Annotated in this window: 19 protein-coding genes and 1 other RNA gene; 4 read left to right on the top strand and 16 right to left on the bottom strand. The window is 45.9% G+C overall.

The annotated features are described in order from the left end of the window. Positions 1–4 precede the first annotated feature (4 nt). From truA to ACTNCK_RS09465, 5 genes are read right to left on the bottom strand one after another with little or no spacing between them, the layout of a single operon-like run. Positions 5–739: a tRNA pseudouridine(38-40) synthase TruA gene (gene truA, locus ACTNCK_RS09485; protein ID WP_441082296.1), complete on the bottom strand. Its 735-nt coding sequence runs from the start codon at positions 737–739 to the stop codon at positions 5–7. Continuing rightward, positions 736–2,376, bottom strand: coding sequence for an ABC1 kinase family protein (locus tag ACTNCK_RS09480; protein ID WP_441082294.1), 1,641 nt, complete (start codon positions 2,374–2,376; stop codon positions 736–738). The genes truA and ACTNCK_RS09480 overlap by 4 nt, the downstream gene beginning before the upstream one ends. Further along, positions 2,376–2,747 carry a hypothetical protein gene (locus tag ACTNCK_RS09475; protein ID WP_441082292.1) on the bottom strand — a complete coding sequence of 124 codons (372 nt, stop codon included), beginning with the start codon at positions 2,745–2,747 and terminating at the stop codon, positions 2,376–2,378. Before ACTNCK_RS09475 ends, ACTNCK_RS09480 begins: the two co-directional genes overlap by 1 nt. 17 nt (positions 2,748–2,764) lie before the next feature. Further along, positions 2,765–3,157: a diacylglycerol kinase family protein gene (locus ACTNCK_RS09470; protein WP_441082290.1), complete on the bottom strand. Its 393-nt coding sequence runs from the start codon at positions 3,155–3,157 to the stop codon at positions 2,765–2,767. Continuing rightward, a complete protein-coding gene (locus tag ACTNCK_RS09465) occupies positions 3,154–3,480 on the bottom strand; it encodes a DUF1805 domain-containing protein (RefSeq protein WP_441082288.1) in 327 nt (108 codons plus the stop codon). The genes ACTNCK_RS09470 and ACTNCK_RS09465 overlap by 4 nt, the downstream gene beginning before the upstream one ends. Positions 3,481–3,625: 145 nt before the next feature. On the opposite strand from ACTNCK_RS09465, the gene ACTNCK_RS09460 reads away from it, so the two are divergent. Next, a complete protein-coding gene (locus ACTNCK_RS09460; protein ID WP_441082287.1) occupies positions 3,626–4,615 on the top strand; it encodes a LacI family DNA-binding transcriptional regulator in 990 nt (329 codons plus the stop codon). 667 nt (positions 4,616–5,282) lie between these two features. Here ACTNCK_RS09460 and rnpB read toward each other — a convergent pair. From rnpB to ACTNCK_RS09425, 7 genes are all read right to left on the bottom strand, one after another. Next, an RNA gene (gene rnpB / locus ACTNCK_RS09455) (RNase P RNA component class A) lies at positions 5,283–5,616 on the bottom strand. Between the two features lie 79 nt (positions 5,617–5,695). Then, complete coding sequence (locus ACTNCK_RS09450) at positions 5,696–7,108, bottom strand: sucrose-6-phosphate hydrolase (RefSeq protein WP_441082285.1); 1,413 nt, start codon at positions 7,106–7,108, stop codon at positions 5,696–5,698. 57 nt (positions 7,109–7,165) lie between these two features. After that, positions 7,166–9,049, bottom strand: a complete 1,884-nt coding sequence (locus tag ACTNCK_RS09445; protein WP_441082283.1) for a glucose PTS transporter subunit IIA — start codon at positions 9,047–9,049, stop codon at positions 7,166–7,168. 242 nt (positions 9,050–9,291) lie between these two features. Continuing rightward, a complete protein-coding gene (locus ACTNCK_RS09440) occupies positions 9,292–9,501 on the bottom strand; it encodes a hypothetical protein (RefSeq protein ID WP_441082281.1) in 210 nt (69 codons plus the stop codon). 11 nt (positions 9,502–9,512) lie between these two features. After that, the gene (locus tag ACTNCK_RS09435; RefSeq protein ID WP_441082279.1) at positions 9,513–10,247 is read right to left on the bottom strand and encodes an amino acid ABC transporter ATP-binding protein; all 735 of its coding nucleotides are present in this window, start codon (positions 10,245–10,247) and stop codon (positions 9,513–9,515) included. Then, positions 10,247–10,948 (bottom strand): amino acid ABC transporter permease, encoded by a 702-nt coding sequence (locus ACTNCK_RS09430; RefSeq protein ID WP_441082278.1) that lies wholly within the window; start codon positions 10,946–10,948, stop codon positions 10,247–10,249. Before ACTNCK_RS09430 ends, ACTNCK_RS09435 begins: the two co-directional genes overlap by 1 nt. A 9-nt stretch (positions 10,949–10,957) precedes the next feature. Then, complete coding sequence (locus tag ACTNCK_RS09425) at positions 10,958–11,761, bottom strand: transporter substrate-binding domain-containing protein (RefSeq protein WP_441082276.1); 804 nt, start codon at positions 11,759–11,761, stop codon at positions 10,958–10,960. 327 nt (positions 11,762–12,088) lie between these two features. On the opposite strand from ACTNCK_RS09425, the gene ACTNCK_RS09420 reads away from it, so the two are divergent. Together ACTNCK_RS09420 and ACTNCK_RS09415 are read left to right on the top strand one after the other, a co-directional pair. Then, on the top strand, positions 12,089–12,604 hold the full coding sequence (locus ACTNCK_RS09420) for a helix-turn-helix domain-containing protein (RefSeq protein WP_441082274.1): 516 nt from the start codon (positions 12,089–12,091) through the stop codon (positions 12,602–12,604). Continuing rightward, positions 12,601–13,851 (top strand): MvaI/BcnI family restriction endonuclease, encoded by a 1,251-nt coding sequence (locus ACTNCK_RS09415; protein WP_441082272.1) that lies wholly within the window; start codon positions 12,601–12,603, stop codon positions 13,849–13,851. The genes ACTNCK_RS09420 and ACTNCK_RS09415 overlap by 4 nt, the downstream gene beginning before the upstream one ends. Positions 13,852–13,905: 54 nt before the next feature. Here the strand turns inward: ACTNCK_RS09415 and ACTNCK_RS09410 are convergent, their stop codons facing one another. The 4 genes from ACTNCK_RS09410 to ACTNCK_RS09395 all read right to left on the bottom strand — a co-directional run bounded on the left by ACTNCK_RS09410 (position 13,906) and on the right by ACTNCK_RS09395 (position 19,576). Then, entirely contained in the window at positions 13,906–15,264 is a 1,359-nt protein-coding gene (locus ACTNCK_RS09410) for a DNA cytosine methyltransferase (protein WP_441082270.1), read from the bottom strand. A gap of 108 nt (positions 15,265–15,372) precedes the next feature. Beyond that, entirely contained in the window at positions 15,373–15,624 is a 252-nt protein-coding gene (locus ACTNCK_RS09405) for a helix-turn-helix domain-containing protein (protein WP_441082269.1), read from the bottom strand. A 154-nt stretch (positions 15,625–15,778) separates the two neighbouring features. Continuing rightward, positions 15,779–17,116: a hypothetical protein gene (locus ACTNCK_RS09400; RefSeq protein ID WP_441082267.1), complete on the bottom strand. Its 1,338-nt coding sequence runs from the start codon at positions 17,114–17,116 to the stop codon at positions 15,779–15,781. A gap of 642 nt (positions 17,117–17,758) precedes the next feature. Then, positions 17,759–19,576, bottom strand: a complete 1,818-nt coding sequence (locus ACTNCK_RS09395) for a glycerophosphodiester phosphodiesterase family protein (protein ID WP_441082266.1) — start codon at positions 19,574–19,576, stop codon at positions 17,759–17,761. 111 nt (positions 19,577–19,687) lie between these two features. Here ACTNCK_RS09395 and ACTNCK_RS09390 point away from each other — a divergent pair, with 111 nt between their 5' ends. Continuing rightward, the gene (locus tag ACTNCK_RS09390; protein ID WP_441082265.1) at positions 19,688–20,845 is read left to right on the top strand and encodes a GGDEF domain-containing protein; all 1,158 of its coding nucleotides are present in this window, start codon (positions 19,688–19,690) and stop codon (positions 20,843–20,845) included. The last annotated feature ends 25 nt before the right edge of the window (positions 20,846–20,870 follow it).

Raw genomic sequence — 20,870 nt, 5'->3', positions numbered from 1 at the left:
CAATCTAATAGTCTATGCGCACAAGGATAAGTCCCTGTGGCGGAGCTGTCGGGCCTGCTGCCTCCCTGTCCCTTGCGGCAAGGGCCCCTGCTATGAAGCCCTCCTGCCTCTGGCCGCTCCCTACCATTATGAGTGAACCGGCAATTATCCGGACCATGTTATAGAGGAAGCCGTTGCCCTCCACATGGATAGTGATCATACCGTCATCCGACCGCCTCACATTCAGGGCATAGATAGTCCTTACGAAGCTGTTTGTCTGCGACTTCACAGAGGCAAAGCTTGTGAAATCATACTCACCGACCAGACAGGAGGCCTCACGGTCCATTAGCTCTGCATCGAGTTTCCTGTGAAAAAAGTAGGAATATCTGGAAAGGAGCGGATCCGGAAAGGTCCGGTTTAGGATCCGGTATTCATAGACCTTCCTGGTCTTTGCAAATCTGGGATGGAAATCATCTGCCACCTGCTTTGAGCTCTGTACCACTATATCCTTTGGAAGGCGCTCGTTTAAGGCATAGGCTATTTTTTCTGCCGGCATACGCGAATCGGTATCAAAGACTGCTACATTGCCCAGGGCATGGACTCCGGAATCAGTCCTACTGGCCCCTATAGTCTCTGTCTGTCTGCCGAACAGGTCAGAAAGCGCCCTGTTCAACTCCTCCTGAACCGTGATCCCGTTTGACTGAACCTGCCATCCACAGTAATCCGTTCCGTCATAGGCTACCACAAGCCTGACTCTCATCTGATCCTACCTCCGATGCTGTTCCTGTAGCGTCCTTTCCTCGGACGGTTCCTTCGTCTCCTTATGATCTTCCTGATGAAGTATCTGGATGTGAAATAGATTATCGCGCTTACTGCAATAAAAAAGCCTATAAAGCCAAGAAAGGGGATCCCAAGTATCTTCGGTCTGAGATCAGTAGCACATATTATACTTGATCCGACCAGAAGTCCAAGTATACACAGGCCAATCACGAGATTTCTTACTGCCCGGTCGATCACTGCCGTGAGCGAATCAGTGGGCTTAAGGTCAAGGGTCATCTGACCCTTTCCACGCAGATACTCCTTCATGATCTCTGAGGTAAGAGAAGGGATCTCCGAGCCGTTTACGCTCATCCGCCACAGCTTTCTTCCTATATGGCCAAGCTCTCCCTTTATATCCGGCTCCTTAAGTCTCTCCTCGATAAGCCTCTGATAGGCTATCTCCATCATATTGACCTCAGGACTAATGTAAGCGAGCACTCCCTCGACCTGGGTAAGGCCTCTTGCAAGCATAGTCATGCCATGTGGCATACTCATATGATTTTCCTTCATGATATCCATCATGTCGCTCATCGCCACAGCCAGATCTATGTCTCCCATACCCTTTGACTGATAGCGCTGAAGGAAATCCCTGATATCATCATAGAGTGAATCCCTGTCAGGCTTTGACCAGAAGACACCGAGATCCAGTACCGCGTCTGTGACTCTTGATATATCATGCATGGCTATAGCCTCGACTCCGCGGATCATTATCCTGCGGTCCCTATCATCGAGACGGCCCATCATGCCCATATCAAGCCAGACGATCTTACCCTCGCGGATCTTTACATTGCCGGGATGGGGATCCGCATGGAAAAAGCCGTCGTCCATCACCTGCTTTATGAAGCTGTTGGCGAACTTCCTGCCTATCTCCGTCAGATCATAGCCACGATCTGAAAGCGCGGCCTTATCATTTATAGCAAAGCCATCTATATACTCCATCACCAGTACATGATGGGTGGTATATTCTTTATAGAGCTTTGGCACGGCAATATAGGCGATCCCCTCGTTCTTCTCAGCGAACTCCTCCATATTGGCTGCCTCTCTGGTAAAGTCCATCTCCTCCTTTGCCACCGACCAGAGCTCGTCCAGGACCATATCGAGATCCACTATTCCTCTGAGCCTTGGAACTGCTGCCGGCAGTACCCTTACTGCCTTATGCAGAAGCTCTATGTCCCGCTTCATAGTCGTTGCTATACCGCGCCGTCTGACCTTTATTATCACTGGGCTTCCATCGCGAAGCACCGCCCTGTGGACCTGGGCGATAGAAGCCGAGCCAATCGGCTCCTCATCTATCGAGCCAAATACCTCCTTCCAGTCCTTGCCATAGGATTCATTGAGGATCTTTTCGACCTCGCCAAAAAGCATGGGCTTTACTTCTGAGGTCAGCTTCATAAGCTCATTGCAATATGCCTTCGGGAGTATATCCGAATGAAGTGACATGATCTGTCCCAGCTTCACATATGTAGGGCCCAGGTCCTCAAGTATCTGTCTCAGCTTCTCAGGCGTCACTCCTCGTGTGATATGGTATCTGTGAAGAACAGCTGTGATCTCTCTAAGCCTTGATGTATCGTCCTTCATCAGTCCTTCTTTTCTTCGTCTTCCCCGGCTTCCTTTTCCCTCCCGAATGCCTTTTCCTTTGCCTCATCTATTCTCTCCCCAAGAGCATCTAGCTGCTCTGCTGTCATTCCGGCAAGGATAGCGTTCAGATCTCCGATCGGATTATCCGACTCCGCATAATCCTTTGCCTTTTCCTTTCTCTCCTTAGCCTTCTGCTTTGCGTTGTGCTTAAGCTCGCGGTTCATCTCTCTTCCGCGCTCTACTGTGGTGGCTCCCTTCTCGACAAGTCCCGAGAAAAGCTCAGCGCTCTTATCAGCTGTCACAGCCGCCGCCCCGACTCCGGCGAGAAAAACCTTCTTTACTGCTCCTGTAATGATCCCTTCTTCTGACATTTCATTTACCTCCTGTATCATTTAAAAAAGTCCATGATCTTTGGAACAAAGATCAAAAGTCCTATCACTGCCGCAAATACTGCCGATACCAGGACTGCTCCTGCGGCTGTATCCTTTGCCTTCTTTGCCAGCGGATGCCTCTCCTCTGTGACAAGATCCACCGTGCTCTCCACTGCCGTATTGACAAGCTCAAGGCTTATCACCAGTCCGAACAGTATAAGACATACTATCCATTCCTGCAGTGATATATGAAGCACGATCCCTCCGACAACCACCAGTGCTGTAAAGACCAGATGAATCCTGATATTTCTCTCGTCACGGATGCACTGTCCTATACCGCTTATCGCGTATCCAAAGCTCCTGTAGAGAGGCTCATGGCGGCGGTTCTGCCGCCTGTAATGGCTGCTCATCGGTTCAGGATGGCTGCTGCATCGTATCCGGTCATGCCATCTGTGATCCCGAGCTCTCTTGCTGCAGTGGTCATTCCCTTGACAGGATTCCCAAGGACCTCGTCAAAATCTGCTCCACCCACCAGCACTGCAGCATCCTTAAACTTCTCTGCTGCCTCAAGATTCAGATATCCGCACATCAGATATCCTCTTTTGCACTGTATCACTATCATATTCGGATGTCCTTCTCCGCCCGGACCTTTCATCATGATCCCCTGCGAAGATCCATTACCGGTATCTATCATATCTGTAATAAGCATGGCTGCCTCCTTTTCAACTGACATCGACTACATTATTATTTTACCAAGATGCCCCCTTAACGGCAAGTACCGAATGCCAAATCATCATTAGTTTTCTTTCAACTGCATCTTGTGAAATCGTTCTCAGGAATGTATAATCAAGGTATATCAACTTTACCAGAGGTTTTTTATGACTATAAATGAGATTGCAAAAATGGCCGGTGTATCACGGGCTACTGTTTCCAGATATCTTCATGACGGATATGTAAGCGATGAAAAGCGCGCTGCTATTGCCGCTGTGATCGAGAGCACCGGCTACAAGCCTTCAGTTTCCGCCCAGCTTCTAAGATCCCGCCATACCAATTTCATAGGTGTGATCATCCCGAAGCTTAACTCTGATTCGATCTCCCGTATGGCCGACGGTATCAGCAGGACCCTTGCCAGTGAGGGATACCAGCTTCTTCTGGCCTGCACTGAAAACGATGAGAAAAAGGAGCTCGAATATCTGTCTCTTTTCCAGGAAAATAATGTCGATGGTATTATACTTTTCGGGACTATCTTCACAGCTGCCCACCGCAAGCTTCTAAGCGGGCTTTTAGTCCCGGTCGTTATCCTCTCCCAATATGAAAAGGGTTTCTCCTGCGTCTATTCTGATGATTATCAGGCTGCCCTTGAGCTTGGCCGCTGCATCGCCCCTACCGCCGGTGAAACGGCTGTCATATCCGTCACTCCTTCCGATGAGGCCGTCGGGAAGAAACGTCTTAAGGGCTTTACCGACGCTTTCAGAGAAAGTGATATCGAAATAAAAAAAGATCACATAGCAATAAGCGGCTTTACTGCACAGTCCGGCGAGGATGCAGCAAGGGAGCTTCTGTCAAGGCACCCCGGTATAGATACTCTTCTATGCGTCACCGACACGATAGCCTCCGGCGCCTACCGCGCCATCCGTAATGCCGGCCTTACTATACCTGATGATATCCAGATCTCCGGGTTCGGTGACAGCACAGTCTCCACAGTCCTCTACCCTGCTCTTACCACAGTCCATCTATGCTTCGAGCAGGCAGGCGAATCAGCCGCCCATATCCTTCTCTCCCGTATCAGGGATGAAAATGAGCCTGTAAGTGAGGTAAGGTATGAGTATCAGGTGAGGGTGAGAGGGTCGATAAGGAGCAGGGCCTAACCCCTGATCCAGAGATAAATCCCTGATCGGATCTGTCCCTATAACCAGTATTTCATCCCATCCTTCTCCTTTTTCCACAGGGTTATTATGGAGCTTCACAGCCATATTATATAATTTCTTATAGGGTTCATCGGACTTTGCTTTTTCGGGGTCAATATAAACAACTGATATACACTTTTTTATATTGATTCCCTCTAATGAAGTCATCACAGCATTTCTGGCCTCTTTGTCAAGATTTGTGGCAGAATAAACGATATTGATACCATTTATATAAAGAGATCCTGATACCCTGCTGCAGACCTCTATTCATTTCTAACTTAGCAGCATAATTTTCACCTATAAAATCTGCTTTTTTCAGGAATCCCGTTTTTAGCATAAAAATCCCTCATCTTTATCAAAAACAACTGATGCCACATTTATGTCTCTATGCTTTAAGAAACCGGATTCCAGATCATCGTAACCATATTTTCATCAGAATCTGCTTACCATATAATCCGGGAAATTATTGAAAGGAGTCAGTCTGACCTTTTTCAGGCAACTGCTGTCATGTGATAACAAGAAATCTTTAGGATTTGCTGATTTTTCTGGCTGAGTGATTTTTGTACCTATCCCCTCTGACCTCACACCTCTCACCTCTGACCTCTGACCTCACACCTCTCACCTCAAAAAAACAGGCAGATCGATAAGCCGGGTTATGTCGTTGCATGGCCATCTATCCAGAGCTGCTGTCGCCAGCAGCCTCGAGCGACCTACCTGGGAGAGACGGGCCACCTTATCTCCCTATGCGGTCTTGCTTCGGATGGGGTTTACATGGCTTCCCCTGTTACCAGAGGAACGGTGGTCTCTTACACCGCCTTTCCACCCTTACCTGCAAAGCAGGCGGTATATTTCTGTTGCACTGTCCCTGGAGTTGCCTCCGCCGGCCGTTAACCGGCATCCTGCCCTGTGAAGCCCGGACTTTCCTCTCGCGCAAAAGCGCCAGCGACCATGTGATCTACCTGTCTTTTTATTTTACGACAGTCCTATATTTTTTTCAAGTAAAGATTCGCTGGGCAAATAGTTAATGTTTAGACCTCTCACCTAAACAATCCTCCACCCCTCCGCACTGATCACGCTGCGAAGGAATACCATGATCCTGTCAGGATCTGACGGGTAGTATCTGGTCGTAAAGACTATTTCTCCGAGATTTACATAGATTTCAAGCAGGCTTCTGTCAAATACCAGGCGAAGGCGCTCTACCCTGCCATTAAGCAGTCTTGCCCTTCGCTCTGATCTCCCGCAGCCTGCATCTGAGGTAAAGCCAAGAGTCAGGCAGTCTTTATCCTTCCAGAGCTTCAGATCGTCATTTAATGAAAGGATCAGACCGTTTTCTATATCCGCTGTACTGATCTCAAGATCCCAGGCACCTCCTGTAAGCTCAGAACCTAAGATGTTCTGTTCGCCTGCTGCCTTATTCACTAAGCCAAAGCCAAGCACCTTTCTCTCGCGTCGCTTCTCGAGCTCCTTTACAGGATAGGTATAAAGGATCCCGTTCCTTACGCTTATCTCTCTTGGCAGGGTAAGCGAATGCTGCCATCCCTCCGCTATAGCAGGGTCATTGCCATATCCGCTGTCCGGAACTCCCGCCCATCCGATCAGGATGCGTCTTCCGTCAGGCGCCTTAAAGGTCTGGGGAGCATAGAAATCAAAGCCCATATCCCATTCGCGGAAGTTGTCTATGCTAACAAGCTGATCCAGGTCTGTGGCAGCTATCTTATGATCCGACAGACAGTAGCCAGACTCATAGGTATTCTGGAATCTGTCTGTCTCGTGCTTCATGCCCTGGGGGCAGAAGGAGACGACTGTCGATCCGTCAATGTCGAAAAAATCAGGACATTCGAGCATATATCCGAAATCATCCTCAGGATATATCTCCTTTTCGCTCTCCCAGTGCAGTCTGTCAACAGACCTCAGGAGAAGAAGCCCGCCCTTTGAGGAACGGCTTCTCATGCCAAGAAGCATATAGAAACAGTCGTCTTCCTTGAACACCTTTGGGTCCCTGACATGGCAGGACAGATCAGACGGATAGTCAGCATTTGTAAGAATAAGCTGCTTTGGGCCGGGATGGATCCCGTCAGCGAAGTCGACCCTTATCACATTGTGATCTCTGCCTTCGTTAATGTAATCATAGTTGCCGGCATGCTTTACATTGCCGGTATAATAGATCTCCAGAATCCCATCACCTGTATAGGCCCCGCCTGAATAGGCTCCGTCACTGTCCCAGCTTGTATCAGTGACAATAGGCGTGTCCACAAATGTGAAGTGGGCCAGATCTTTGGACACACAGTGGCCCCAGAATCTCCCTCCAGCTCCTTCCGGGCTGTTAGGAGAGTATTGAAAAAATATATGATACTGTCCATTGAAATAACAGGTCCCGTTCGGGTCATTAAGCCAGCCTTTAGGAGGCTTTATATGAAACCTGTGTCTGTATTTTCCCTCTGCTGTTTCTTTCATGTCAGAGCCTTTGCCTTTCTGCTTGCGAGGACGACCAGATCTGTGGGAAGTCTTATATTATACTCTTGCTGTGATCAGAGGCTCCCCCTGCTTAATCAGTCCTTCCCTTGCCGGGGAGATCTCCTTATACATATCAGGATTCGTGACAAGCACAGGAGTCACCAGCTTGTATCCGGCCTTCCTGATAGAGGCCATATCAAATGTCAGGAGCAGATCTCCCTTTTTCACACGATCTCCTTCATTAACTTTTCCCTCAAAGAACTGTCCATTCAGCTCAACTGTGTTAAGTCCCACATGGATCAGAAGCTCAGCTCCCGCATCCGTGGTGATCCCGATAGCATGCTTTGTCGGGAAAAAGGTCGTTACCGTGCCGTCTGCAGGTGCATATACTTTTCCCTCTGACGGCTCAACTGCAGCTCCCTGGCCCAGAACTCCCGAAGCGAAGGTCTCGTCCGGGACCTGGTTTAATGGAATTATCTCACCGGCAACTGGAGATGCGATCTCCTGATCCCCTGCCTGCTCAGCTGCCTCATCCTTTTTGTCTTCTGCCTTTTCCTCCTTTACAGGATCCTTGTACATCACATAGGAGCAGATAAATGCTACTATGAAGGCCACTGCCATTGTAACCGCATACATGACAACTGACTGTGTCGTGATAAGGAATCCGAAAAGTCCTGTTATGCCATAAGCTGTCGCATAAACGCCTGATATAGCTGCTACAAATCCGCCTGCAGCACCTCCTATGCAGCCTGCTATGAATGGCTTCATGAATCTGATATTGACACCGAAGATAGCCGGCTCTGTGATCCCTAAGAATGCCGAAAGAGATGAAGGAGCTGCCATTGACTTGATCTTCTTGTCCTTTGTCTTTACAGCAACTGCAAGCGCTGCTGCACCCTGTCCCACGTTAGCTGCTGTAGCTATTGGCATCCAGGTGTTCTTTGGTACTGCAAGTGAACACATTTCAGCTTCTATCATATTGTACATATGATGAAGTCCTGCTACTACTGTGATAGCATAGAGACCGCCGATCAGGATACCGCCGATTCCGAATGGAAGTCCGATAAGAGCCTGTGCTCCGTGAAGGACCCATGACTCTACCATCGAGAAGACAGGTCCTATGATCGTAAGTGTGAGATATCCTGTGACAAGCACTGAGACCAGCGGTGTGACAAAGAGGTCAAACATGGCCGGAACATGCTTGTGCAGCCATTTCTCCAGCTTGCTCATAAGGAATATGGCAATGATGACCGGTATTACATGTCCCTGATAGCCAACCTGATCTACATGCCAGGCACCAAACCATACGCTCAATGTAGGGATATGCTTGCCTGCTTCCTCAAGACCTGCTACGCTCCATGCATTGATAAGGCTTGGATGGATCATTATGAATCCGATAACTGCTGCAAGGAACTGATTGCCTCCGAACTTCTTCGCTGCACTTATAGCTATAAGTATAGGAAGCATGGAAAGGGCTGCTCCTGCAAAAAGATTGATGATATTGTAGGTATCGCTTTTGGCTATAGCTGGGAAGGCGCTTGAAAGGCCACCCAGAAGTCCGTTCAAAAGACCACTGGCCACAATAGCCGGAATGATAGGAACGAAGATATCCCCGAGTGTCTTTATGGCTCTAAGAAACCAGTTCTGCTTTTCTGCAGCAGCGGCCTTGACATCCTCCTTGGTGCTGCCCTCTATATGAGCCAGGTCTATAAACTCGTCATAGACATGATTTACTATTCCTGTGCCAAAGATGACCTGGAGCTGTCCGCTTGCCTCGAAGCAACCCTTGACTCCGTCTACAGACTCAATCGCTTCCTTATCCACCTTGCTGTTGTCGGCGATCACGAGACGCAGCCTTGTCGCGCAATGTGCAGCCGATACTATATTTCCAGAGCCCCCTATATGATCGAGCACTCCCTGTGCTGACTTCCTGTAGTCCATTGTTTTTCCTCCATAAAAACGGGTTTATGAAATCGTTCTCATATTATTCAAAAAAATATACAAAGGCTGAGCTCATTGCCTTTGAATATTTGTGAGAACGTTCTCATATCTGTCGAATAAATTATTCTATGCCTAACACTTGTTTGTAAATTGGAAGAAACTGACAAAATTAGAGAGCAATTTTTGTGCAACTTTACTGGTCAAAAAAATACCGCCTCTCCACAAAGAGAAGCGGTTCTCTGTCATAGTCTGGCTATGATACCATTCTGGTCAATATCTATCTGATCCCCTTCATTGATATCCTTCTGATAGAGCTCATCATCAGCCACATCGATCGTGGTCTCCTGCCCCTCACTATCTGCTATTATGACCTTATCCATGGCTACATAATCATCAGGCCTTTCCTCGCAGCCGTAGGGCGGCTCGAGGATCCTCTTCACTATATATTCCATTTTGAAAGCACCTAGAGTATCTTTGAAAGGAATTCCTTCAGCCTGTCATTTTCAGGGTGATCGAAAACCTTCTCCGGACTTCCCTGCTCAAGTATCCTTCCATCTGCCACAAAGAAGACCCTGTCGGCCACCTCTCTGGCGAATGACATCTCATGAGTCACGACAGCCATAGTCATCCCTTCTGACGCTACCTCCTTCATAACGTCAAGGACCTCGCCTATCATCTCAGGATCAAGAGCGGATGTCGGCTCATCGAAAAGCATCATCTTCGGGTTCATGGCAAGAGAGCGAACAATGGCTATCCTCTGCTGCTGGCCCCCCGAAAGCTGTCTTGGATATGCATCGATCTTTGACTCGAGCCCTACCCTTTTAAGCAGTGACAGAGCCTTTTCATCGGCCTCCTGCTGGGTCATCTTCTTAAGAAGCACCGGAGCTAAGGTTATATTTTCCCTGACTGACAGATGGGGAAAAAGATTGAAATGCTGGAAGACCATGCCCATCTGAGAACGAACTGCATCTATATCAGTTCCTTTAGAGGTGATATCTACTCCGTCAAAGATGATCTCTCCCTCGGTCGGGGTCTCAAGCAGGTTCAGACACCTAAGGAAGGTACTTTTACCAGATCCTGACGGACCTATTATAGCGACCTTTTCCTTGTCCTTTACCTCAGCATCTATGCCCTTCAGCACCTCTAAGGGACCCTTTACTGTATTAAATGTCTTTTTCAGTCCACTTACCCTTATCATTATCTGGCCTCCCTTCTGGCCACGCGTCGTTCAAGCACGTGGAGAACCTGTGTCATCGCTATAACAAGCACCAGATAGATAAGCGCTACCAGAAGCAGCGGTGGATACGGATCAAAAGTCACAGAACGGATTATATCTCCTGCCTTGGTCAGATCCTGGATCCCTACGTATCCTGCGACCGAGGTCTCCTTCAGAAGCGTAATAAACTCGTTGAAGATAGCAGGGGCGACGTTTCTTACAGCCTGAGGAAGCACTATCCTTCTCATGGTCTGTGACCATGAAAGTCCGAGTGATCTCCCGGCCTCTGTCTGTCCTTTATCAACCGACTGGATACCGCTTCTGAAGACCTCTGATACATAAGCTCCTGAATTTATTCCAAAGGCAATTATCGCAATTATTATCCCATTATCCACATTCTGAAGGATAATGAAATAGGAAATGAGAAGCTGTACCACAGTAGGGGTCCCTCGGATGACCGTCAGGTAAATGCCGACGATCAGATTCAGGACCTTCATCAGAGGCCCCCTGCTGCCCTGATTGTAGGTAACCTTTATCATTGAGGTTATGATGCCAAGCGCCACTCCTATTATCAGTGCGAAAACAGTGATCAGAAGAGTATTCCCGAGACCGGATACTATATACATATACCGGTCCTTCTCTATGAAATCCTCATAGAGATGCTCTAAGAGATTATATCCCATGAATTCTCCTTACTGAGCCGAATCAGATGTATATTTGTCAATGATCTGATTCATCTCGCCGCTGTCGCTTAATTTCTTTATTACCTTATTGATCTCACCAGCCAGATTCGATCCCTTTGGTACTGCTGCTGCATACTCCTCAGTAGTCAGGTTGTCTGAGACCTTTTCGATCTTTCCCTCGTTATCCTTGAGAAACTGTTTAGCCGGATAATCATCGAGTACAACCGCATCTATCCTTCCTGCGATCAGATCAGAAACCGCATCCACAAACTTCTGATATCTCTTGACCTCCTTGACAGAAATGTCATTCTTTCCATCCTCGTTGGTGCAATAGGTATCACCTGTAGTACCCTGCTGCACTCCTACCACCTTGCCGTCAAGATCCTTCGGCTTAGAGATATCTGTATTGCCCTTCTTTACCAGTATAACCTGTGAGGCATTGAAATATGTATTCGTAAAATCAGCGTTCTTCTTTCTGTCCTCTGTGACTGACATTCCTGCCATGCAGAAATCAGCCTTGCCTGCCTTAAGCGCCGGTATGCAGGAATCAAATGCTATATCCGTTATCTCAAGCTTCACTCCAAGGTCATCTGCTACTGCCTGGGCCAGATCAGCATCTATTCCTATGACCTTGTTGCCGTCCTTGTACTCGAACGGACGGAACTCTGCGTTTGTGACCATCGTGATCTTTCCAGCCTTCTTTATCGCTGCCACAGCATCATCCGACTTGGCAGACTTTCCTCCCTTCGATCCACATGCTGCCATTGACAGAGCCATTGTTGCTGCAAGAACTAATGCCATAATCTTCTTCATAAAAAATCCTTTCCATATGCCGCATCCCAAACGGCATAACTGCATAATTATTCATTGGAAGATTATAGAACAAAAAATCTGCAGCGTCAAATCATTTTATTCCCTCTGCCACAAGCTTCTCAATAAGCTGCCTGTCTGCAGGAAGCCAGTTAAGTGATGGAAGCTCAGCCGATACCACTTACAAAGACTCTAAATTACGTTTGTCGATTGAAATATAAGGCAAAGATCAGTAATATTCCGCCTTTATCTATTACCCGTTAAATTGATGGTTATATATCATATATTGTTGGGGAGATAAGAGTATAATGTAAATATAAAGGAGGAAACATGGATACTGAGTTTATCCCGACTGAAATTCTATTGGTTTTTGGCACTAATATTAGAAAATCACGTGAAAGGCTAGGATATACCATTTCAGATTTAGCAGCATCTATAAAATATGACCGTGGTTGCCTTTCAGCATTAGAGTATGGTGAGCAAAACATCGAATATATCACCGCTCTAAACCTCGCAAAGAAATTGGATGTATCTTTTCCTGATCTATTTTCAAGAAACTATATCAATAACTCAGCATATGATAAGAGCAATCGTTCCAACGTCTTCAAAGACGATGACTATCTACTAGTTTTTATCGAAAACTTCAAAAGGGAAGTGAGAAGCAGACAGATTAAACAGATAGAATTATACGCAGCAACTGATATCCGAACTGAAACAATCAGTAGAATCATTAACCGTAAAGCATTTAACCCAACGATTAAGACGCTATATGCCATGTCATATATGGTTGACACTGATATGTACAGTTTATTTTCACGCACAACAAGAAAGGACGAAGTAATATGATTTTTACACCATATTCAGATGAAGCAAATGTAATCAATATGATACGTCGTTTTAGAAACGAAGACTATGCATTAATTCGCTTGACACATACTATGATTGATAAGAATAATCTGGATGCTAATGGAATTCTAAGAGATCTGCTGTTCGACTGGGAGCTTGTTGATTATGATCAGTTAGAGAATGGTGGCAGTCATGGCATTTCCTATGATGCACTCTTCATTCAGGATGGCAAAACAGAATCGGTTAAACTCAAGTTTTATAAAGTTGCCAATGATCGAAGTGATAGGCGTTTTTCAATTGAAACAATAAAACAAAGAATGGAAAAAGGCGAAATTAATGAAGGTGATCTCCTTTATATTTCTGTCTATAGACAGTCAACAGGCTACCCATTAATCTACTTAATCAATCTCACGCACAATATTCCTTCGGAGAACGATCTATTAAATGCTATTGGAGTAGATGCAATTACTAATCTGTTCTATAAAATCCGGCCTCGCCTTCAGAAAATTGTTAATAGCGGTTTTATTGATAATTCAAAAGGTCCCGGTCATATTGATCCGAAGGACGTTGGAGATACTTTGGAATTTCTACTTGGTATCACTACTAATAACCGTACCGATGCTGATTGTCAGGGCTTAATAGAGATAAAATCAAAAGGTAGCAGCGGAACCTTAGACACCCTTTTTACTTTAAGGCCACGATTCGAAGGAACGAGAGTTGCAGATTATGAACCTAAAGATAGATATAGGGTCTCCGCATTTACTAGATTATATGGCTATGATTCAGATGCTCATTCTGGGTATAATAGCTTGTATATCACTATTGGTTCAATAGAAGCACCTCATAATAATCAGGGTTTTTATCTTAATGTTAATGATGAAGCTAAACGCGTAAATATCATCTGGACAGATCCAAAGACTGGTAACCGTGAGGTGGCTGCATACTGGTCTTTTAATGACTTAAGACAGCAATTATATTTAAAGCATCCATCAACATTATGGGTAAAAGCTGAAAGCAGAGAGATTAATGGAATGGGTCAATTCAAATACGACGAAATCGAATTTTCCAGAGAACCACAGTTCACAACATTCCTCTCTCTAATTAAAGAGGGTATAATTACTTATGATTGGCGTGGATACACCACAAAAACAGGTCCATATTCCGGAAAGAACCATGGGAACGCATGGCGAATCAAGCCAACTGCAAGGACCTACTTATTTGGTGAAATCGAGCGAGTAAAGCTATAAGTATTTCTTATAAAATTCAAAAGGGTAATCCACATCACATGGATTACCCTTGATTTACAGCACTTTAATAATTTCTAATGCAACTGCTTTTGCTAAGAGTGGTGGTACCGCGTTTCCAACCTGAGTGCATTGTGGAACCTCTGTCCTACGTTTTAATCCACCAGTTGTTCTCTTTCCCAAAAACTCAAAAGAATCATCAAATGATTGACATCTTGCCATTTCTCTAACGCTTAATGTTCTATCTTCCCAAGGATTTATATAGTCGTCAGGAAGCGTAACTACAGTTGGCGAAGGCTCATTGGAATCCAATCTTTGTCTAATGTTTTTTTTAGTTAATAAAACATCTATAGCATCATCCGGCGCATTCGCATGCATAAATAGATCTATGACATCATCAGACTGCATTCTTAGCTTATCGCAACAAAGCTTTATCAAAGCATCCTTTCCTCTGATATCGATCCCTTGCTCTTTGATACGTTTTCTAAGCATTGTCCCTGTCTCACCCTCGTTGAATAAATCAAATCTCTCCAAAACAATGTCTGTGGAGTTTGGTAATTCAAGGTTCTGAAGATCCATTCTGTCACAAGGAATAGGTTTCCCTGTAATTAATGACGGTGTTCTTCCTGCTCTACTTTCCTTTTGGTAATCAGATAGTGTATGACTTACTTTGCTTTTTATTCTCGTATCATATACTAGATCGCTTATTGCATCCTTTAAAGTAAGCCTATTTTTAGGTTCAACCGTAGGTTTCGGATACGATGGTGCAGGAAGCTCTCTTCGAAATCCTATAAAAATCACGCGATTCCTTCTTTGCGGAACGCCATAATCTGCAGCATTAAGAACTCTAGGTTCCAAAGTATCATAGCCTATCCTATTCAATTCAGACCTTAAAATTGTAGGTGTAACAGAGCCATCCGGATACAGTGATCCCTCCTCAATAAGATTACCATTTTCATCGTACAAATCTAATCCCTTATACCCAAAAAACTGCATATCCATAAAACCTTCTACATTTTCCAATACAATGTATTTAGGTTTTACTTCATTAATCACTCTGACATATTCTCCAAACAGCAGATTTCTCGGGTCTTCTTTATCTCGTTTCCCAGCTCTTGAAAATCCCTGACAACTTGGTCCACCAATCATTAAATCGATTTGAGGTACTTCTTTATCGTGAAACATTTCAAGTTCACTAATCTTCTTATTAATGAAATCACCATGTAGGTCTCTAATATCAGCTCTTTCAAACCAGGTATTCCGTCCCTGAATAAGACCTAACTGTTTATGACGATATTTATACGTCACCTCAACCATGTCACTGATATCAGAACTAAACAGGATATGAAACCCCGCCTGAATTAAACCTTCTGAGCATCCTCCAGCTCCACAAAATAAATCTACTGCGTATGGCATATAGTCACCTTCCTATAGTTTAAGCATTAACATTTTATAGTTCAGGAACTTTTATAAGACTATCCAAATCTGTTGTGCCGTTTATAACTCTGTTATTAGCATATCACTCTATATATTATTCCCATTTCTTATGTCATGATCAGAATGTTTTTCTAACCATGCTTTTTCAACATTGTCAAAATCAATATGTAATGCATTACAGTATGACTTAAGCCTTTTCATGGTTGATACATTAGGGATCATTTTTCCCGTTTCCCAACGGTTTACTGTTGAAAACGATACTCCAATGCGTTCAGCAAACTCCATTTGAGTATAGAGTCCTTTTTTTCTTATAAGTATAATCTCATCTGATAGATTCATAGCGTTATATCGTCCTTTTTTAGGCATTATTATAGCAAAAATATAGCTTTTTGACAATATGATTTATAAAAATATGGAATCATTTTTCCATGTGGATAAAGTCCTTTCATTGACAGATACATATCTAAAGAACAAGTATTTTTATTAGATATCATCATATCATCCCCAGAAACAAGCTCACAAACCCAAGCAGCATGTTATGAGGGTTGTTGAGCTGGGACTGGAGGAAGTAACCGCACAGGCCATAGAAGAAGACCGATGCCCTTCTGCCCCGGAGCGTCCTTACCAGGCAGGCCGTGACAAGCGAGATATAGGCTGCCCCGGTTACAAGGCCTCCGCAGACTAAGTGCTGCAGAAGTGAGCAATGACAGTTCGCGACAGTCCTGCCTCCTACCGTAAGTCCTGATGTGAAATCACCGAACCTGTCAGCTCCTGTGCCTATGAGCTTCCTTACAGGGCCTCCCTCTGAAAATACCATAAGTGCCCTTTTCCAGATCCGTATCCGGCCATTTCCCAGGTTTTCTGATCTGGCAAGCCCTGTCAGAAATATGGTCAGGGCTGTCACAAGGATAGCAGCGACCATTATATATGCCCAGGACCGTGGAAACTTCTTTTCGCTGAAACGTTTTCTTATAAGAAGCTCTGCAAGGACCGTAATAATAAAGACAATAAGGGCTATCCTGTATCTGTCCAGCATGAAAGAGATCTGCTTCTGAATAGGGAAGGCATCTGATGAGACTTTCTGGATCATCTCTGAAAAAAGGACCGAAGCAGATATAGTCATCATGATCTCATTTACCTGCCTCAGAAGTAGTTCTTTTTCCATCAGAAGTATGGCAATAAGCCCTCCGAATAATCCTATAAAGCCGCTGTCTACTCCTGCAAATGATAATCCGCTGACAGCTGCAAAAAGCCCTGCAAGATAAACTGCTTTCCGGGTCCTTAGGAAGGAAGCGGCATATAACGGCGCGAAAAGACTCACTATGCCGGCAAAGGCATCCACATTTCCTGCTGTGGAGATGTAGTTGAACCTTTCCTCGGCCAGAAGCTCCTTATGGAGTGAAAAAACATCAAGCCCTGCCCCGTGCAGAACTGCTATTATAAAGAATGGAAGTCCTCCGACCAGGATCAGACCAGCCACCCGGTCAGGTGAAGGAGACAGCCATCTTATCTCAAGACATAGGATAAAGCCGGCCAGATATGCCAGAGCTCCGACATTCCACCCATCTCCTCCGCTCATGGCTGCTCCTATATCTTCCGACAGAAGGGCAGATAAAAGATATGCCAGGACAAATATCAGATAGCAGGAAACCACCCCTCCCATATACTCCCGCACGATCCCTGCTCCCTTTATCCTGCTTATGAGCACATATACTGCAAAAACAGCTGTAATGATAATAAAAGCCAGATAGAAAGCCCTGGTCTTGGCAAGGATAGTATCGAAGTAACCCTGGTGAAGGTAGTAGAGGGGGAGGAGGAAGAGGAGGTACAAGGTGCGAGGTCCGAGGTCCGAGGAATCAGAGCCTAGGTACGAGGTCCGAGGTCCGAGGTCTGAGGTATCAGAGCCTAGGTCCGAGGTGCGAGGTCCGAGGTCCGAGGAATCAGAGTCTAGGTGCGAGGTGTGAGGTGCGAGGTCCGAGGAATCAGAGCCTAGGTACGAGGTGCGAGGTCCGAGGTCCGAGGAATCAGAGCCTAGGTACGAGGTCCGAGGTCCGAGGTCCGAGGAATCAGAGCCTAGGTACGAGGTGCGAGGTGCGAGGTCCGAGGAATCAGAGCCTAGGTGCGAGGTGTGAGGTCCGAGGTCTGAGGAATCAGAGCCTAGGTACGAGGTGCGAGGTCCGAGGAATCAGAGCCTAGGTACGAGGTCCGAGGTCCGAGGTCCGAGGAATCAGAGCCTAGGTACGAGGTCCGAGGTCCGAGGTCCGAGGAATCAGAGCCTAGGTGCGAGGTGTGAGGTGCGAGGTCTGAGGAATCAGAGCTTTTTTCTTTACCCACGGCCTTCTGATCATCAGAGCCAGTTAAGATACTTTGAAATTCTTCCATATCTACCTTATTATCACGCATAATCTTCTCCTATAAGTACCTCACACCTCTCACCTCTCACCTCTCACCTCACACCTCTCACCTCACACCTTTAGAACGCCAACAACACCCTCTGTATCCTCCTCATAGCCCCGACTACTCCCTTATTGCGCCTGCGGGCTGTACCGGCCAGACGCACATTGTCAGTTATTATCGCGTCTACATTCATATCGATCATCCGGTTCATTGTGACTCCACTGTTTACGGTCCAGACAAAGATACCCTTATTCTTTTTCTTCATGTACTGCACGAAGCCCGGTGTCACGAAGTTGGAATCGACAGAGAAGGCATTGGCATCCTTAAGTCTTGCCAGAGCGCCTCCTCCGACAGTAGTAGTGTAGACCGTATAGATCTTTGGATTTAGTCTCTTGACCTGGGAAAGGGTTGCATAGTCGAACGAGGTGATGTCACAGTCGTTTTCATACTGGTTAGCCTCTATTATCTCAAGAGTCTTTTCTACAATACCGCTGTCATGGCCAGTCCTTTTGATCTCTATGTTCAGATACAGCTTACCCTTGCAGACCTTGAGCACCTGATCTAAGGTCGGTATCCTTGTGAACTGGTAGGTATCGCTGTAGAAGCTTCCGTTGTCGAGATCCTTGATCTGATCATATGTCACCTGCCAGACCTTTTTATCAAGACCTGCCGTTCGTTTAAGTGACGGATCATGGAGGACGATAACTGTCCCGTCTCTTGTCAGCTGGACATCAAGCTCTGCGGCGTCAGCTCCGTTTTCTATGGCCTTTCTGAAGGCCGGGATGGTGTTCTCAGGAGCGTCTGCTGAATCCCCCCTGTGGGCCATTATCATGGTATCCCTTCCACCATACAGAAGGGCTGTCTTTAGCTGTCCGTATCTCTCCGGCACGAAGAAGAAGAGGCAGACAGCGATTAGAGCAAATACCATGACCCGGAGGAAGATATTATCGGCGGCCTTTCCCGCCTTCTCGTCAAAGGGGCCTGTCTTATCCCCCTTATCCTCAGAAAGCATATAAAAGCCGGTCTGTATTCTTGTCAGTATTAGAGGGGTGATAAACCAGGTAAAAATCAGCAGAACTATCGACTGACACACAAGCGTGACCCCCGGATTCTTAAGGACAGTATCAGCCATCGACGGCTCAAGCCACATGACCACAAGCTTTACTATAAGAAGCAGTACGCAATAGGCTCCGGCGAATACTCCTGCTATCATGGCAAACCAGATGGCTGCCCTGATCAGTATCCTTGGCATCCTCCCTAATGTGTATGATATACTGGTCCTTGCCGCCATGAGAAAGCGCTGGTTCTTTACCATCATAAGCGGGATCACATAGATAAGGCAGAAAGTCATAAAAGCCAGGATCACTATTGCAGTATAAATATAAGGATAATAGCGGTCATCTCTTGTAAGCCTCTCTATCAGATAGCCAGGTACTGAAAAATTGCTTGCTGCGGTAAAGACCTCGTAGAGATCAGCGACAGGAAGGATCAGGAATACGTAGAAAAGAAAAAGCCAGTTATAGGGGTGGAAAATGACCCCGCACTTTCTGACACCACATATCAGCATGGCGCGGGCGCTTATCCTTTTGTCATGATAGGAGGCGCAAGCCGCATAGGAGAGTCCGAAGAACTCTACGGAGATCATTACAGCCACTGCAAGCAGTACCAGAACAAACATGATCCAGACGAAGGGAGACTTGAGCACAAGCCTCAGATTGAAGTTGCTCAGATAATAAACTCCGGCCAGCCTTAAGGACAGTCTCTCTGTCTTTTCCAGAAGAGGGAAAAAGATCACAAAGGTGATCAGCTTGTATATTATCTCAAAGCGCATTATGGCGCCCATGTTTCTTTTTATATAGATTATCGTGCGTTTTGTTCCATCAAGCATATTCATAAGATTTATTTTACCACAGTCTTTTGTTTTTTGCTTTACACCTGCTTAAAATATGGTAAAATATATGGAAGGAAACTCTTAAGTTTTGCAGGAAATGATCCAGGGGTTGTTATGCAAAAAAAGGTTATATCCCTTCAGAAGTTCATTCTGTATGGGTCAATAGATAAGGATATATATGAAGAGGCCCGAAAGGAAACCGACATCACGAACCTCCGTACCGTAAATAGGATCTCCCTCCTCGGTATGCTGCTGTTCTTCATGGACGGTCTCTTTTCGGCATCAATGCATGGAAATAATCTGGGCTTTGTCCTTGATATGTTCTTCACAGGGGCTATCGGGATCATAGTTTTCATATCACTCGGGATCCCCGAGAAGAGAGCCAAGACAGCGCTGGGAGTGGTCTACACCTTTTCCTCCCTCTTCCTGTTTGGGCTTCTTCTGATTGACGGCATGGTGACGACCAAGCTGCCATCGGTATCGTTTATAGCATGTCTGATCATCTTTGTAGTCGCATTTACCGATGTGCCATGGCATCTGTTTATTATATCAGGCGGTGCTTCTATCCTGATGCTGATCTTCTCATATGCATTCAAGCCTACAGAGCTCTTCCTCACTGACACTGTGAATGTGATCCTGTTCAATATGATCTCACTTTATCTGTGTCCATATATGATGCAGATCAAGTTCGCAGATATCCTGACCAGACGAAAGATCGAAAACGAACGTGATATGGATGCGCTGACCCAACTCTACCACAGGGATGTGGTTCGTCATACAGTAAACGAATCCTTAGCTCTCTCAGCCTTCCATGACTGTGCTCTTATGTTCCTTGATGTCGATAACTTCAAGCACTACAACGACACCTTCGGACATGCAGCAGGAGACGCTATCCTTAAGTACATAGCCGATTCGATAAGAGAAGGCTGTCCTGACATAGCAACGGTGGGCCGGTACGGAGGAGACGAGTTCATAGCCTTCATACCGGAGATAGATGATGTGCAGCAGGTCAGGGATATAGCCCAGAAGATACTCGATCTGGTGACCGACAGGGAACGCTGTCTTCGTATCACAGACGTACCTGACTGTCCGTCGCTTTCTATCGGAATAGCTATCTATCCAAACGCAGGTCACTCATATAATGAGCTGGTACAGGCTGCCGACAAGATCCTCTATGAGGTCAAGAACCACGGCAAGAATAACTACATGGTCTACGGTGACACCGGTGTCACAATGCTAAAGCGAAATAAATACGGCCATTACACCAATTAAAAAGGACGCTGCATCTGCAGCGTCC

Source organism: Candidatus Weimeria sp. HCP3S3_B5, from assembly GCF_052064335.1.
GTDB lineage: Bacteria > Bacillota > Clostridia > Lachnospirales > Lachnospiraceae > Weimeria.
This window is presented reverse-complemented; position numbering and strand designations above follow the sequence as displayed.